Annotated in this window: 18 protein-coding genes; 14 read left to right on the top strand and 4 right to left on the bottom strand. The window is 60.3% G+C overall.

From position 1 onward, the window contains the following. Positions 1 to 37: 37 nt before the first annotated feature. The 9 genes from NTD88_RS16760 (at position 38) to recX (ending at position 7,686) form a co-directional block, all read left to right on the top strand. Positions 38 to 2,320, top strand: coding sequence for a hypothetical protein (locus NTD88_RS16760; protein WP_262153593.1), 2,283 nt, complete (start codon positions 38 to 40; stop codon positions 2,318 to 2,320). Between the two features lie 9 nt (positions 2,321 to 2,329). Next, complete coding sequence (locus NTD88_RS16755) at positions 2,330 to 3,175, top strand: phage tail protein (protein ID WP_262129084.1); 846 nt, start codon at positions 2,330 to 2,332, stop codon at positions 3,173 to 3,175. Continuing rightward, positions 3,150 to 3,356, top strand: a complete 207-nt coding sequence (locus tag NTD88_RS16750) for a tail protein X (RefSeq protein ID WP_095154041.1) — start codon at positions 3,150 to 3,152, stop codon at positions 3,354 to 3,356. Before NTD88_RS16755 ends, NTD88_RS16750 begins: the two co-directional genes overlap by 26 nt. A 62-nt stretch (positions 3,357 to 3,418) precedes the next feature. Beyond that, complete coding sequence (locus NTD88_RS16745; protein ID WP_262153594.1) at positions 3,419 to 4,474, top strand: phage late control D family protein; 1,056 nt, start codon at positions 3,419 to 3,421, stop codon at positions 4,472 to 4,474. Then, positions 4,471 to 5,022, top strand: a complete 552-nt coding sequence (locus NTD88_RS16740) for a glycoside hydrolase family 19 protein (protein WP_095154039.1) — start codon at positions 4,471 to 4,473, stop codon at positions 5,020 to 5,022. The genes NTD88_RS16745 and NTD88_RS16740 overlap by 4 nt, the downstream gene beginning before the upstream one ends. Further along, entirely contained in the window at positions 5,019 to 5,513 is a 495-nt protein-coding gene (locus NTD88_RS16735) for a lysis system i-spanin subunit Rz (RefSeq protein WP_410017287.1), read from the top strand. Before NTD88_RS16740 ends, NTD88_RS16735 begins: the two co-directional genes overlap by 4 nt. 40 nt (positions 5,514 to 5,553) lie before the next feature. Then, positions 5,554 to 6,036 carry a CinA family protein gene (locus NTD88_RS16730; RefSeq protein WP_262153596.1) on the top strand — a complete coding sequence of 161 codons (483 nt, stop codon included), beginning with the start codon at positions 5,554 to 5,556 and terminating at the stop codon, positions 6,034 to 6,036. Between the two features lie 104 nt (positions 6,037 to 6,140). Continuing rightward, positions 6,141 to 7,208: a recombinase RecA gene (gene recA, locus NTD88_RS16725; protein ID WP_110968359.1), complete on the top strand. Its 1,068-nt coding sequence runs from the start codon at positions 6,141 to 6,143 to the stop codon at positions 7,206 to 7,208. A 10-nt stretch (positions 7,209 to 7,218) separates the two neighbouring features. Further along, positions 7,219 to 7,686 (top strand): recombination regulator RecX, encoded by a 468-nt coding sequence (recX, locus tag NTD88_RS16720; RefSeq protein WP_095154035.1) that lies wholly within the window; start codon positions 7,219 to 7,221, stop codon positions 7,684 to 7,686. Positions 7,687 to 7,692: 6 nt separating this feature from the next. Here the strand turns inward: recX and NTD88_RS16715 are convergent, their stop codons facing one another. Next, the gene (locus NTD88_RS16715; RefSeq protein ID WP_095154034.1) at positions 7,693 to 8,814 is read right to left on the bottom strand and encodes an LOG family protein; all 1,122 of its coding nucleotides are present in this window, start codon (positions 8,812 to 8,814) and stop codon (positions 7,693 to 7,695) included. A gap of 417 nt (positions 8,815 to 9,231) precedes the next feature. Here NTD88_RS16715 and NTD88_RS16710 point away from each other — a divergent pair, with 417 nt between their 5' ends. Beyond that, positions 9,232 to 9,441 (top strand): hypothetical protein, encoded by a 210-nt coding sequence (locus NTD88_RS16710; RefSeq protein WP_095154033.1) that lies wholly within the window; start codon positions 9,232 to 9,234, stop codon positions 9,439 to 9,441. Positions 9,442 to 9,527: 86 nt separating this feature from the next. Here the strand turns inward: NTD88_RS16710 and NTD88_RS16705 are convergent, their stop codons facing one another. Continuing rightward, positions 9,528 to 9,950 (bottom strand): quorum-sensing-regulated virulence factor family protein, encoded by a 423-nt coding sequence (locus NTD88_RS16705; protein WP_095154032.1) that lies wholly within the window; start codon positions 9,948 to 9,950, stop codon positions 9,528 to 9,530. Between the two features lie 216 nt (positions 9,951 to 10,166). Between NTD88_RS16705 and NTD88_RS16700 the strand changes: the two genes are divergently transcribed. The 3 genes from NTD88_RS16700 to NTD88_RS16690 all read left to right on the top strand — a co-directional run bounded on the left by NTD88_RS16700 (position 10,167) and on the right by NTD88_RS16690 (position 12,217). Then, the gene (locus tag NTD88_RS16700; protein ID WP_262153598.1) at positions 10,167 to 10,877 is read left to right on the top strand and encodes a tRNA-uridine aminocarboxypropyltransferase; all 711 of its coding nucleotides are present in this window, start codon (positions 10,167 to 10,169) and stop codon (positions 10,875 to 10,877) included. A 250-nt stretch (positions 10,878 to 11,127) separates the two neighbouring features. Continuing rightward, the gene (erdR, locus tag NTD88_RS16695) at positions 11,128 to 11,778 is read left to right on the top strand and encodes a response regulator transcription factor ErdR (protein WP_095154030.1); all 651 of its coding nucleotides are present in this window, start codon (positions 11,128 to 11,130) and stop codon (positions 11,776 to 11,778) included. A 76-nt stretch (positions 11,779 to 11,854) separates the two neighbouring features. Further along, positions 11,855 to 12,217, top strand: a complete 363-nt coding sequence (locus NTD88_RS16690; protein ID WP_095154029.1) for a diacylglycerol kinase — start codon at positions 11,855 to 11,857, stop codon at positions 12,215 to 12,217. On the opposite strand, the gene NTD88_RS16685 is transcribed toward NTD88_RS16690, so the two are convergent. Then, positions 12,214 to 13,140, bottom strand: a complete 927-nt coding sequence (locus tag NTD88_RS16685) for a LysR family transcriptional regulator (RefSeq protein WP_262153599.1) — start codon at positions 13,138 to 13,140, stop codon at positions 12,214 to 12,216. The genes NTD88_RS16690 and NTD88_RS16685 overlap by 4 nt on opposite strands. 120 nt (positions 13,141 to 13,260) lie before the next feature. Between NTD88_RS16685 and fpr the strand changes: the two genes are divergently transcribed. Then, the gene (fpr, locus tag NTD88_RS16680) at positions 13,261 to 14,040 is read left to right on the top strand and encodes a ferredoxin-NADP reductase (protein WP_095154027.1); all 780 of its coding nucleotides are present in this window, start codon (positions 13,261 to 13,263) and stop codon (positions 14,038 to 14,040) included. A 68-nt stretch (positions 14,041 to 14,108) separates the two neighbouring features. On the opposite strand, the gene tsaA is transcribed toward fpr, so the two are convergent. Next, a complete protein-coding gene (gene tsaA, locus NTD88_RS16675; RefSeq protein ID WP_262153600.1) occupies positions 14,109 to 14,801 on the bottom strand; it encodes a tRNA (N6-threonylcarbamoyladenosine(37)-N6)-methyltransferase TrmO in 693 nt (230 codons plus the stop codon). Between the last annotated feature and the right edge of the window lies 1 nt (position 14,802).

The following is a 14,802-nucleotide window of genomic DNA, read 5'->3' as shown; positions in this document are numbered from 1 at the left end:
CACAGAGTGAGTCGGGTTTGCGCGCAGGGAGGAACTTATGGCGGGCGAACTGATAGTTGAGATGAGGATCGGAGGCGCTGTTGATCCTGCCTTGGGGCAGGTTTTCAGCCAGATCGAGCAGCAGATAGGTCAGCTTGAATCGTTTGCTGTTCGAATTGGCGAGGCCTTGAGGTTGACTACCCAGAGTGCTTTGCCTTTGGCGACGGCATTCAAGACGGCCAACGACACTGCTGCGGAGTCAGCCGGGAAATGGCAGACGGCGCTGGGTGACATTGGCAAGAAATTGTCCGAGCAGAAAGACATATTGCCCATGTTGACCAAGGCATACGATGACCTTGGCAAGGCGATGGGGGCTGCTCGATTACCTGCTTCTGGTCAGCCAACGGAGAAAGATTCGGCTCGCGGAAAGATTTCCGATACTTCGCGGACTGTACTGAAGTCTGCGAGTAGTTCGGTCGATCGGTTCGCGAACTATGAAGGGATCATCAGCAAGCTGGTGCTCCAAGGGGAGAAAGACCGGAAGAAATGGGCGGCGCAGCGGGAGAAGGTCGAGACGCAAATTGCCAGGATGACCTATGGGACAAGCCTGAGCAAAACCGAGGCATCCAGCCAGCTCTTGAGCATGTTCAACGCAGGCATGGATCTGGACGAGCTGGTACCGGAAGGGCGACTTGCAGCCCGCTTCACCGACAGTCAACAGCTGGACGAAGGTGTTACCTCAGGCCTTTTCCGCACCCTGTCCAATGGCCAGGGGACTGATGAGCTTGAGCGTTTGCTGAACCAAATCATTGGTCAGGCTGGCCGAGGAACGTTCGGTATCACCAATACTGCGGAAGCAATCACACGGTTGCTTCCTCAAGTTGGAGGCGCTCCTGCAGATGCTGTCCGTTTAGCCGCGATTATTCAGCAGGAGTCGAAGAAGACCGGCAACTACAATGATGTGCTCAGTTCGTCCAAGGCGCTCTTTCTCGAGTACAAGCGCGAGGGCGGGAGCAGTGCGGCCGATCTTGGCCGGTATGGCCAAGAATTTATGCCCGGGAAAACTGGTGGTCCTGGTCCTAACTACATTGAAGACAAGCTGGAGGGCCGTCGACAAACCCTGGAGTGGAAGCAGAAAGAGCGTGAGTCATCCTATGAGGGTGTGTCGATTGCAGTAGGCGACGCACTCGCGCCGATTTACTCGCACTGGACGAGCTTCATGACTAAAGGTGCCAATACTCTTGGCGCCGCCGTCGAGAAGTTAAGTGTCGTTGTAACGGTCCTGGCTGGGGCCGTTGTAGCGGGCGCCGCCCTGCTGACCGCGCTCGCGGCCATTGCCAAAGGCAAAGTCTTGCTTGGCGCTGCGAAAGCGGTCTTTGGGCCGCAAAGCAGAGTCCTTTCTGATGCTACCAAGACGATCTTCGATCCGCCTGTCGATGCTTCGGGTGACAAGCCAGGGATCAGGGCGCGTACGAAGCAAGCCGCGGCCAAGGTCGGGACGCTTGTTCCGGACGCGCTGCGTCCCTCGAAAGTCTCCCCAAGGGCAAGGGCGGGCGGTGCTTTTGTGGCGGTGGTAGGCAGCGCACTTAGTGCTGCCGATACCTACCAGAACGCCGAATCTGCCAAAGAAAAGAGCGAGGGCTATGGCGAGGCCGCCGGTGCGCTCGCTTTTGGCCTGCTAGGTGCGATGCTGGGGCCGGTGGGAGCGATGGCCGGAGGTTACATTGGCGGTCAGCTTGGAAAGCTCGCCGGCCGCAAGATTTATGAAACCTGGGGAGAGGGCAGCGAGAAAGAGGTCAGCGTCACACCACCTCTTGCGGAACTGCCTGGAGCCGATGCAGGAAAGCTGCTCACGGTGACCAAGGCACCCATGCCCGGAGCCCTTCTGCTGAAGAACTCCGGCGAAACGGGTGGCGCGACTTCCCGTTCAGGTCAGGGGGCTCCTACTCTGGCGCCGGTAATTCCTCTTCGGAGCGCGGCGATCGATAGTTCTCGCGCGGCGTTGGGGCAGTACGGCGGCGAGCATGCCCTTCAGGCTCAACGAGTAGCGCCCTTGGAAAGCGGTGATGTCGCCCGGTCCTTGGCGGGCACTGCTCCTGCGGTACTTGCCTTGCCGGAGCCTGGCTCCTCCACACCTTTGTCGATCACAGCCACCACGCCACAGCACTTCGCTGTCTCGCCCAATATCGCCATCAATGTCCAGGGTAGCGTTACCGATCCTGCCGAACTCGTCCGCGCTTTGCAGCCGGAAATCCAGCGGATGTTCAATGGATTTGCAGCCCAGGCGAACGCAGGCGGCCAGATGTATGACCGCACTGACGATCTCTATGGCTATGCCTGAGGAAAACCCATGGCCTACATGGAATCAATGCAATCCAGCCTGCGCTCGCTGGTAGCCGCGGGTGAGGCCGGACGGCGTAGCGCCGATGAAATGCTGGGGCCTTTGAATGGCGCCGTCAGCGATATCACCGGTGCAGCCACCGAGCTGGAAAATCTGCCCTTCGTGGGTGAAATCATTGGCAAGAAACTTCAACGCACCATGCGCGCCATCGAGGTGGCGCATTCGGCAGTCGGTGAGGTCGCCGCCAAGTACAGCCAGGCGGTGACAGTCATCAGCGAGGTGCAAGGGCGCCTGGAAACCTTTTCGGACCAGGCCTCCAAGGCCGCCACCGCAATTAACCGGGTAGCCGGGAAAATCAGCCCGTCCCTGGGCGCAATCCTGCCTACCGGCGGATTTGCGCCGCAGACGACACCACCCGAGGAAGCGGTCAAACCCTATCCTCATCTCCTGATTCTGCAACCGTTGCAGGCAGAGTCCGAAGCCTTCTACTTCAACCTCGATACCGCTGCGTTTCATCAATTGAAACGGACCAAGGTCTTCACCTGGGCGGGACAAGAGCGCCTTTCGCGCAGTAAGGCGCAGCAGGCGGTCGGCCAAGGGGATGACAAGATCACGATTGACGGGGTGGTGTTCCCGACCTTGAAAGGGGGGATCGGTCAAATAGAGCGGTTACGCAGCATCGGTCAGCAGTTGAAACCGCTGAGCCTGAGTACCGGCTATGGGGAAATTCTCGGGACATGGTGCCTGACCAGCGTGGCTGAAACTCAGAACAACCTGTTGGCGGGTGGCATTCCGGGAAAACAGGCTTTCACATTGGAGCTCGTGAGTTATGGCGACGATATGCAGAACGTCTGAAGGGGATCAGCTCGATACCCTCTGTCATCACTATTACGGTCATTTGAATGGCAGCCTCGAGGCGGTGCTGGATGCCAATCCGGGACTTTCCGGCGAGGAGCAGCCGCTTCGTGCCGGTGTGCTGATCAGGCTGCCCGAGTTGCTCACGGCCACCTCCACGACGGTGTTGCTGTGGGACTGAACCCTCGTTTGCACCATCAGGCCCCGCCATGTGCGGGGCTTGTCTTTTCTGGAGCCTGAATCATGCAACCTGTGTTTCGTATCGTTGCCGATGGCAAGGACATCACCGCGTTGATCAACGATCGCCTGTTGCTGATGCGCACGACCGACAAAGCGGGCATGGAATCCGATGACTTCGAACTGAAAATCGACGACCGTGACAGCGCCCTGGCCTTGCCTGCGCGCGGCGCGGAATTGGAAGTCTACCTGGGTTACGCCGGTCAGGAACTGACACGGTTGGGGCGATACATCATCGATGAAATCGACCTGAACGGTCCGCCTGCCGTTATGGAGCTTCGCGGTAAAGCCTGTGATATGCGCGGAACGGGCAAGAGTATCCGCAGTGGTAGTTGGGAGAATGTGCCCTTGCAGCGAATTGTCAGGGATATCGCCGCGCGCAACGGCTGGCAACCTCAGTGTCCGGTGACCACCGTTGTTCCGCGGGTCGATCAGTTCAATGAGTCGGATATCAATTTCATCACCCGTCTGGCGCGGCAATACGACTGCACCGCGAAGATTGGCGATGGCGGCTTATTGGTTCTGCCCCGTCAGGGCGGAGTGAGCGGCACTGGCAAGGCGTTGGGTGTTGTCACGGTTATGCCGCGGGACGTTCGGCGCTGGAAGTTTCATCTTAAGGATCGCGGCTCCCACGGAACGGTGCAGACCCGGCACCAGGACAGCAAGACGGGGGAGCAGAAGGTGGTTGAGCAGAAGAACGACGACAAGTCCGTGGACAACAACGCGGTTTTTGTCGACAGGCATGTCTATCCGAACAAATCTGCTGCCGAGCAGGCCGCCAAGGCCCGGTTGGCAGAGTTCAACCGTAGTACTGCGACCGTGAATCTGGAGATGAGCGGGCGTACCGATGTGTTCGCCGAAAGAATGATTCGGGTGGAGGGTTTCAAGGATGGGCTCGATGGCGAGTACTTGATCGACACCGTGACCCAGCTCTTCACCGCCACTGGCTGGGATACCTCCGTGCAATGCAACGGCGGCAAACAAGGCAAGGCCAAGGCGAAGAGCCAGAAGTCCAGTCAAACCAAATCGCTCAAGGTCGAGCAGCGCGAGGGCCAGAAATGAATCTGAATGAAACCGAACTCTTCCGCATTTATCCAAACGCCCGCCCGACAGCGGGCGTTTTCGTTCCTGCCCTGAACGCCGCGATGGCGCATTGGGGCATCGATACCCCACGCCGCATGGCCGCCTTTCTCGCCCAGATCGGCCATGAGTCCGGCCAACTGCGCTACGTGAAAGAACTGGGCAGCGACCAGTACCTGGCCCGCTACGACACCGGCAACCTGGCGCTGCGTCTGGGCAACACCCCCGAGCCGGACGGCGATGGCCAGCGTTACTGCGGCCGTGGCCTGATCCAGATCACCGGGCGCAACAACTACCGCGCGTGCAGCATGGCGCTGTTCGAGGACGAGCGCCTGCTGGCGAAGCCGCAGATGCTCGAGGAACCCCAGTGGGCCGCTGAGTCGGCGGCCTGGTTCTGGCACTCGCGGGGGCTCAATCAACTGGCGGACCGTGGCGAATTTAATCGCATTACCCGACATATCAACGGCGGCCTCAATGGCCTGGAGGACCGTCTGAAACTCTGGGCCCGCGCCCGTGAGGTGCTGTGTTGAGCGCGGGGCGTTCCATCGGGTTGTGGCTGCTGCTTCTGACGGTCGCGGCGCTGACCTGGCAGGTCCAGGCGTGGCGCTACGGTCAACGGCTAGCGGTGCAGGAGGGCGACTATGCCCGTGAACGCCAGCAACTGGCGGAGGCCGCCAACGCACGTTTGCAGGACGAGCGGCAACAGCGGCTGGCGCTGGAGCAGCGTTTGCTATCCCTCGACCAGACCCATTCCAAGGAGCTTACCGATGCCCAACAGGCTCAGGCACGCCTGCGTGACCGGCTGGCTACTGCTGATCTGCGGTTGTCAGTCCTCATCGCCAGTGACGCCGCCCCCTCTGTGCCAGCCGCCTCCGGTGCCGGCGGCGTGGTTCATGACCCCCCGCGAGCCCGACTTGACCCGGCGCATGCTCAACGAATTGTCGCCGTCGTCGCCGACGGTGACGAAGGACTGATCGCCTTACGCGCCTGTCAGGCGTACGTGCGGGCGCTGGCGTTCTGACTGGTGTAGGGTAGGCGCCAGTTTTTCCAAGGAGCCCGCCATGGACCCGATCACCGCTCTTTCCGCCCGGCTGGGGGAACATCTGCGTCGTTTCAATGCCCAAGTGACCACCGCCGAATCCTGCACCGGAGGCGGCATCGCCGAGGCCATCACCCGCATCCCCGGCAGTTCGGCCTGGTTCGAGGCCGGTTACGTGACCTATTCCAACGCCCAGAAGACCCGGCAGTTGCAGGTGCCGGAGGTGCTGTTCGGTCAGGTCGGTGCGGTCAGCCAGGAGGTGGTCGAGGCGATGGTCCGTGGCGCCCAGGTGGCGAGCGGCGCACGTTTTGCCGTGGCGGTGAGTGGCGTGGCCGGGCCCGATGGCGGTTCGGCGGCGAAACCGGTGGGCACCGTCTGGCTGGCCTGGGGAGACGCGGGACGCGTTTTCAGCGAGCGCCGGCACTTCGACGGAGACCGCGAACAGGTACGCCGACAAACGGTAATCGCCGCGCTAGAGGGCTTGTTACATCTTGGCGTCGAGTAAATCGCGAGTCGGGGGTAGGCGGAAATAAATCCCTGTGGAATAATACTGGCTACTTATACAGTTGTTTCTGGCCGTCAGGCCCTATCGATTACGTGAGGACTTCAATGGACGACAACAAGAAGCGTGCCTTGGCTGCGGCCCTGGGTCAGATCGAACGTCAATTCGGTAAAGGCGCGGTCATGCGCATGGGCGATCACGAGCGCCAGGCGATCCCAGCCATCTCCACTGGCTCGCTGGGCCTGGACATTGCCCTTGGCATTGGCGGTCTGCCACGAGGCCGTATCGTTGAAATCTATGGTCCGGAATCGTCCGGTAAAACCACGCTGACCCTGTCGGTGATTGCCCAGGCGCAAAAAATGGGCGCCACCTGCGCCTTCGTCGACGCCGAGCACGCGCTGGACCCTGAATACGCTGGCAAGCTGGGCGTCAATGTCGACGACCTGCTGGTCTCGCAACCGGACACCGGTGAGCAGGCCCTGGAAATCACCGACATGCTGGTGCGCTCCAATGCCGTTGACGTCATCATCGTCGACTCCGTGGCAGCCCTGGTGCCAAAGGCCGAGATCGAAGGCGAAATGGGCGACATGCACGTCGGCCTGCAAGCTCGCCTGATGTCCCAGGCGCTGCGCAAGATCACCGGTAACATCAAGAACGCCAACTGCCTGGTCATCTTCATCAACCAGATCCGCATGAAGATCGGCGTAATGTTCGGCAGCCCGGAAACCACCACCGGTGGTAACGCCTTGAAGTTCTACGCTTCGGTCCGTCTCGACATCCGCCGTACCGGCGCGGTGAAGGAAGGCGACGAAGTGGTTGGTAGCGAAACCCGCGTCAAGATCGTCAAGAACAAGGTTGCCCCTCCGTTCCGTCAGGCTGAATTCCAGATCCTCTACGGCAAGGGTATTTACCTTAACGGCGAAATCATCGACCTGGGTGTGCTGCATGGCTTCCTGGAGAAATCCGGTGCCTGGTACAGCTACCAAGGCAGCAAGATCGGTCAGGGCAAGGCCAACTCCGCCAAGTTCCTGCAGGACAACCCGGAAATCGGTGCGGCCCTCGAGAAGCAGATTCGTGACAAGCTGCTGAACACCGGTGCTGTTGACGCCGCAGGTAAAACTGCTGCTGCGCAAGCTTCCGCTGAAGACCTGGCTGACGCTGACGCCGACTTCTGATCTCGCGCTTATGTCCGTCGTACTCGATACCCCCGTCGCCGTAAGGCGGACTGCTATGGACCTGCTCGCACGCCGCGAGCACGGTCGTGCCGAGCTGGCGCGCAAGCTGCGCCAGCGCGGTGCTTCTCCTGAAATGATCGAGCACGAACTCAACCGCCTGGCGGATGAGGGGCTGCTAAGCGAATCCCGTTATCTGGAAAGTTTCATCAGTTCCCGTGGTCGTTCGGGTTATGGCCCGGCGCGTATCCGCGAAGAACTGACCCAGCGTGGTCTGCCACGGGCTGATGTGGAGCAGGCGCTACGTGAGGCGGGTATCGACTGGCAGTCGCAGTTGAGCGATGTCTGGCGGCGCAAGTTTGCCGGGCAATTGCCGGCCGACCCGCGGGAACGCGCGAAACAAACCCGTTTTCTGGTCTATCGCGGTTTTTCGATGGAGATGGTCGGCCGCTTGTTGAGCGGCCGAAGCCTGGACGATTGATCTGTTTCAAGTGACCTTGAGCGGTTCCCGTGCGCGTTGAGTCACTTGTGAGGACGGTTGGGCGTTGGCCCAGTTTTCCGGCAGGTTGATGAAGTCCACCAGCTCTCGTAGCCGACCCTGGTCGCGGCCATTGAATGCAAACACAAGTCGGTGCAGATGGCTGAACTGGACATCGTCCTGGTCCTCGCCTGTGTAGGCGTGCTGGACGAAGTTACCGCTCAGTCGCAGATCGGCAAAACCGTTCTCGATATCCTCTACAGCGGCCTCACTCAACGGATGCTGCATGCGCAGGACGAACTGGTTTTTCAGCCAGCGGCTGGAGTGGTAGTTGCGGTAGAACTGGTTGATTTCCTCGACAGCCTGATCGGCGCTGTGCACCAGACGCACCAGTTTCAGGTCGCTTGGCAGGATGTAGCGGTTCTCTTCCAGTTGTCGGGTAATGAAGTTCAGCGCGTCTTGCCAGAAGGTGCCTCCTGGTGCATCCAGCAACACCACCGGAACCAGCGGGCTCTTGCCGGTCTGGATCAGCGTCAGGACTTCCAGTGCTTCGTCCAGCGTGCCGAAGCCACCAGGGCAGAGCACCAGAGCATCGGCCTCCTTGACGAAAAACAGCTTGCGAATGAAGAAAAAGTGGAACGGCAGCAGTTTGTCGGTGCCGTCGACCGTCGCGTTGGCATGTTGCTCGAAGGGCAGGGTGATGTTGAAGCCGAGGCTGTGTTCTACGCCGGCGCCCTCATGCGCTGCCGCCATGATGCCGCCACCGGCACCGGTAATGACCATCAGATCGGAACGGGCCAGTGTCGCGCCCAGTTCTCGGGCCAGCGCATAGATTGGATGTTCGACCGGCGTTCGTGCCGAGCCGAATACCGTTACCTTGCGTCGCCCTTTGTACTGTTCCAGCACGCGGAAGGCATGGTCGAGTTCGCGGAGGGCCTGGAGGGTGATCTTGGCGTTCCAGCGGTTGCTATCGTCGTGGGCCATGCGCAACACGGTGAGCATCATGTCCCGGTACAGCGGCAGGTTCGGGCTGTTGGCAGCGACCAGATTCAATTGCTGGTCGATATGTTCGAGGTCGATTCCCTCATTCTTGAAGTGGCTGGCGAGCAGCTCGTTAGGTTTGTAAGGCATTCAAACGTCTCCTTTCTGCAGCAAAACCTCAGACCAGATCAGGATCGGGACCTGGCCGCGACACTACTTGAGTCGCTGGCTGCGCAGGCCGGGGCTGGATGGCCCCGGCGTTGCAGTGGACCTTGAAAGGTCTCGTCGCAGTGATGATTTCGATCCCTTTGCTTGTCATCCTGGCAAGTGCAACACAACCGTCTCGGACGACCCTTTACCTGTCCGAAAGATGAAAGGTATTTGTAATCAATCTAGACCCTGCGGTGTGTTTGCGCTTGGATCAACATGTGCGCATAAGGTCATGACAGATAATCGTTTTATTCGCTTTCGCAATCAGTGCGGGACCGCTCGTCAGATGGGATCCAATCTTCCGACTTGTCTGGTTAACTGATCAATAGCGACGAGTGCATCGCAGGGAGGCTGCTAATGCAAAGAGTCCAACGCGTCATTCTTGAAATCGACAGCCAGTTGTTTCGACTTCTGCAAGGGTCGGCCCAGGCAAACAACCTGAGCCTTGAAGAGGAATGCCTGCGCAGGCTTTCAGGAGGAGAGCGGCGCTCTCGCTACCTGCAGGCGCTGGTAGCAGAGTTGCGCGCCGACGAGGAACAAAGGCGCGAAAGCAGCCAGTTGATGTAGGCTCTGTGCGATATGCATCCGAACTCGGTCATGCTGCGTTGAAAACAGGCTCGAATACATCTCACACAGAGCCTGGCGCGGCACCATCACTTTTTCTTCTTGCCATTGAGCCCACAGCTCTGCGCATTGAAGTTCTCGGTCGCTACCGGGCGATTGGTCTTGTACTCGGTGAACTGATAAGTCAGCACAGCGCCGCGTGCCAGCAATTGGCGATAACCGGTATTGCTGCAAACACTGGAACCCAACTGATCACGCACTTTGTCAGGGTTGGCGCGCATCTGCTGAGCGTGGCTTGCCCGCACACTGAGGTGGTTGATCAGTTGCGGCCCGTGGACGGTGTAGCCCTGGTCAAGAATGTCTTCGTTGATGGCCCGTGGGGTACCGACGCTGCTGTCTTGGGCAACCTTCTCCAGCATTTGGGTCAATTCATATTCCTGCTTGGACGCGGCATTGGCGGCAAGAGGCAGGACCAGCAGCAAGCCCAGGGTAGGGGCGATAAAACGCAGCATTCATTTCTCCAGATTCGGTAACTGGCGCTTTGACCTGCATCCGCACGCCGTGTTCCCTCACCGGGTGCAGGCAGTGGCAGCCATCAATAGGTGCGGGATTATAGTGGAGTAGGACAATTACCTGCACGGCAAAGCCGTTGTGCCGTAAACTTCGCGCCTTTCGCCCCGCCGAGTCTGTGCTGTGCTTTCCCTCATCTGTTCTCGCCGTATCCCGTCATGAGCCACGCCGTATCGCGCCTGCGTACTGAGCGCCTGTCCCGCAGTATCAAACCCTTTGTTGCTCGTGGGGCGCGGGCGCCGCGCTGTGCGGATTGCCGGGTAATCGCCGATTACTGCCTGTGCGCCTGGCGTCCTCGGACCGCCGCCGAGTCGGCCGTGTGCCTGCTGATGCACGACACCGAGCCCCTCAAACCGACCAATACCGGTTGGCTGATCGCCGATGTGATCGCCGATACCACGGCGTTCGGCTGGCAACGCACTGTCGTCGAACAGGACCTGCTGGCGCTGCTTGACCACCCGCAATGGCAGCCTTACATCGTCTTCCCGGGAGAGTTTGTCGAGTCGCAACGGGTGGTGACCGGTGTCCAGCCGGGGGAGGGCAAGCGTCCGCTGTTCATCCTGCTGGATGCGACCTGGACGGAAGCGCGCAAGATGTTTCGCAAGAGCCCGTATCTGGACCGTTTCCCGGTGCTGAGCCTGCAACCGGAGCAAATTTCCCGCTATCGGCTGCGCCGCTCCAAGCGTGACGACCACTTCTGCACCGCCGAAGTGGCGGCGATGTGCCTTGAGCTGGCAGGCGATCAGGCTGCGGCGCAAGCGCTGGACGCCTACCTGGACGTGTTCAGCGCTCACTACCTGGGGGCCAAGTTTCAATTGCCGCTGGATCTGGACGACGCCGTCCATCAGCGTCTCAAGCCCTTCCTATAGTCCAAGGGGCAAGTGTTACGCTTTGCTTCATAATGATGGAGTCGGCACCAGAATGAGCCGGGGGCGAACTTGACCACCCCGTCCCGCCTCGTCATCCTTGGCGCCGATTCGGGCACGTCGAGGGCTTGAATGCTGTATTCACTGGCCCCGCTGTGCCTTTTTGGCGTACGGCATTGCCGCTGTCGCCTTGAGTTGCTCCGACAGGTTCCGGCCCCTCCCGGCACCTGCACAGAACAGGATCATTAGATCGATGGCCACATACGAAATCCTGATTGCCGATGACCACCCTCTTTTTCGCAGCGCCTTGCGCCAGGCCGTGACCCTGGGGCTAGGGCCCGATATCCGTCTGGTGGAAGCCGCCAGCATCGCCGAACTGGAAACCCGCCTCACTGAAAAATCCGACTGGGACCTGGTGTTGCTCGACCTGAACATGCCCGGTGCCTATGGCTTCTCGGGCCTTGTGCTGCTGCGTGGGCAGTACCCGCAGATCCCGGTTGTCATGGTCTCGGCCCAGGAGGAAGCCTCCGTCGTGGTCAAGTCGCGCGAGTTCGGTGCCAGCGGCTTCATTCCCAAGTCCAGCCCGCTGGAGTCCATCCAGGACGCGGTGCGCAAGGTGCTCGACGGCGAGGTCTGGTGGCCGCCGCAGGCGTTCGAGAAGGTCGATGTTTCCGCTGAGGCCAAGGCCGCCAGCGAAGGTCTGGCCAGCCTCACGCCACAGCAGTTCCGGGTGCTGACCATGGTCTGTGAAGGGCTGCTGAACAAGCAGATCGCGTATGAACTGAGCGTTTCGGAGGCGACCATCAAGGCGCACGTCACCGCTATTTTCCGCAAGCTCGGCGTCCGCACGCGGACCCAGGCGGCGTTGCTTCTGCAACAACTTGAATCCGTTTCCGCCGGATGAGGCCATTGGCCTTCACGGTTTTTTGACCCGCGGTGTACTAGCCTGCACCGCTTCCCAACAGTTCGAACGGCACTCTATGTCTCCTTTCAAGGGCCAGACCGGCCTCAAACGTATCTTCAATGCTGCGGGTTATTCCCTGGATGGATTGCGTGCGGCATTTTCCGGCGAAGCGGCGTTTCGTCAGCTGGTGCTGCTGAACGTGATCCTCGTGCCGCTGGCGTTCTGGCTGGATGTCAGTCGCGCCGAGCGGGCGATCTTGATCGCGGTCTGCTTGTTGGGGCTGATTGTCGAGCTGCTCAATTCGGCGGTAGAGGCTGCCATTGATCGCATTTCCCTGGATCGCCACCCGCTGTCGAAAAACGCCAAGGACATGGGCAGCGCCGCGCAACTGGTAGCGCTGACCATGGTCGCAGTGACCTGGGGCGTCATTCTTCTCTAGGCAATACTCGGCAGCACGATCTCGTCGCTGCGTTTTACCCCGGCGGTAAAGGTCCGGCACAGTTCCAGGAACTCTCGCATGGCTGAAGTCTGATACTTCTGCTTGTGCCAGATGAAGTAGAACTGCCGCGCCAGGTCCAGGTCCGGCGTTTCGACCGCCACCAGGCTACCGCGGCGGAAGGCATCACGCAGCGCGAGGCGGGAAATGCAGCCGATGCCCAGCCCGGACTCCACCGCGCGCTTGATGGCTTCGGTGTGTTCCAGCTCCAGGCGGATATTGAGAATCGAGCGGTGATGACGCATGGCCTGGTCGAAGGTCAGGCGCGTGCCGGAGCCTTCCTCGCGGAGAATCCAGGCTTCCCGGGTCAGTTCCTCGAGGCTGGCTTGGCCGCGCTGGGCCAGCGGATGCTGCGGGGCGCAGAACACCACCAGTTCGTCCGCCACCCACGGCTGGACTTCCAGCTCAGGGTGGTTGCAGTCACCCTCGATTAGACCCAGATCAATTTCGTAATGAGCGACCTGATGCACGATATGTGCAGTGTTCTGCACATGCAGCTTGACCTGGCTTTCCGGGTGGACCTGCATGAAGCTGCCGATCAGCAGCGTCGCCAGGTAGTTGCCGATGGTCAGCGTCGCGCCCACCGCCAGCGAGCCGAAACCGGACTTGCCGTTGAGCAGGTCTTCGATTTCCTTGGCCTGGTCGAGCAGCGCCACCGCCTGGGGCAACAACTGATGGCCCAAGGCGTTGAGGCTCAGACGCTTGCCGGCGCGGTCGAACAATTGGCAACTGGATTGCCGCTCGAGTTCGGTAATGGATGTACTGGCGGCCGACTGCGAAAGGGCCAGGATATTGGCCGCGCGAGACACGCTTTGATGCTGTGCAACGGCCACGAAGACCTGAAGCTGACGAAGTGTAAATCGCATATCTATATAACCGATAAGACATATCTTGATAATTCAGTTAACAGATATTGTCCTCCGCACTAAACTATCGCGCAATCGCGCTCACGGTTTAGCGCTGCGTTTTTTTCAGGAGCCCCCTACATGAGCAACATGAACCACGAACGTGTCCTCAGTGTGCACCACTGGAACGACACCCTGTTCAGCTTCAAGTGCACCCGCGACCCGGGCCTGCGCTTCGAGAACGGTCAGTTCGTGATGATCGGCCTGCAGCAGCCTAATGGCCGCCCGCTCATGCGCGCTTACTCCATCGCCAGCCCGAACTGGGAAGAGCATCTGGAGTTCTTCAGCATCAAGGTGCCGGATGGCCCGCTGACTTCGCAGTTGCAGCACCTGAAGGAAGGCGATGAGGTCATCATCAGCAAAAAGCCTACCGGCACGCTGGTGCTCGACGACCTGAATCCTGGCAAGCACCTGTACCTGCTCAGCACCGGTACTGGCCTGGCGCCATTCATGAGCGTCATCCAGGACCCTGAAACCTACGAGCGCTTCGAGAAAGTGATCCTGGTTCACGGCGTGCGTTACGTGAACGAAGTCGCCTACCGCGAGTTCATCACCGAGCACCTGCCACAGAACGAGTTCTTCGGCGAGGCGCTGCGCGAAAAACTGATCTACTACCCAACCGTTACCCGCGAGCCGTTCGAGAACCAGGGCCGTCTGACCGACCTGATGCGCAGCGGCAAGCTGTTCAGCGACATCGGTCTGCCACCGATCAACCCGCAGGACGACCGTGCGATGATCTGCGGTAGCCCGAGCATGCTCGACGAAACCAGCGAAGTGCTGGACAGCTTCGGCCTGAAGATCTCCGCGCGTATGCGTGAGCCGGGCGACTACCTGATCGAGCGCGCCTTCGTCGAGAAGTAAGCGTTACGCACCATGAAAAACGCAGGCCTTGCGGCCTGCGTTTTTTTTTGCCTGTCGAAAAGCGGGAGCTAGCCGGCCACCACTTCCAGCACCCGGATACGCTCCGGCTGCGGGTAGTGCCAGCGCACCTGCACATCCCATAACTTCACGCCATACACCCGCTCTGCGGGCGGCACCTGATAGGCCGGGCGCGGATCCTGGGCCAGGCACTGCTCAATCAGCTCAACCAGCGGCTCGCCGAGACGTTGGGCATGGCTGTGAGCCTGGGGCAGGGCGCTTTCGCTCCATTCCACGTCGATCGCAGTAGGCGGGGCGCTGGCCATGGTGTTGCTGGCCTCGGCGACGCTGTCGGCGTACGGCACGTAGGGCTTGATATCCAGCACTGGCGTGCCGTCCAGCAGGTCGATTCCCGAAAGCAGAAGCCGACCCGGCTCGACTTTCTCCAGCCTGACCACCGACTGGCCAATCCCATTGGGCCGGTGAGTGGCCCGGGTGGCGAAAACGCCCATCGAGGTGTTGCCGCCCAGTCGCGGTGGACGCACCTTCAGGCGTGGTTTGTCTTCCAGCGCCTGGTGGAACAGGAACAGCAGCCACACATGGCTGCTCTGCTCCAGTCCTGCGACGGCGTCACCGGTATCGAACGGCGGCACCAGTTCCAGCACGCCCCGCGCCGCGGGCGCCAGTTGAGGCTGACGCGGAATGGCGAACTTTTCCTTGAAGCAGGAGCGGACGAAGCCGACGGGCGAGACGTTGTAGTGCATG

Source organism: Pseudomonas sp. 20P_3.2_Bac5, assembly GCF_025466035.1.
GTDB lineage: Bacteria > Pseudomonadota > Gammaproteobacteria > Pseudomonadales > Pseudomonadaceae > Aquipseudomonas.
Note: the sequence above shows the minus strand (reverse complement) of the source record. Positions and strands in the feature narration are given on the sequence as shown.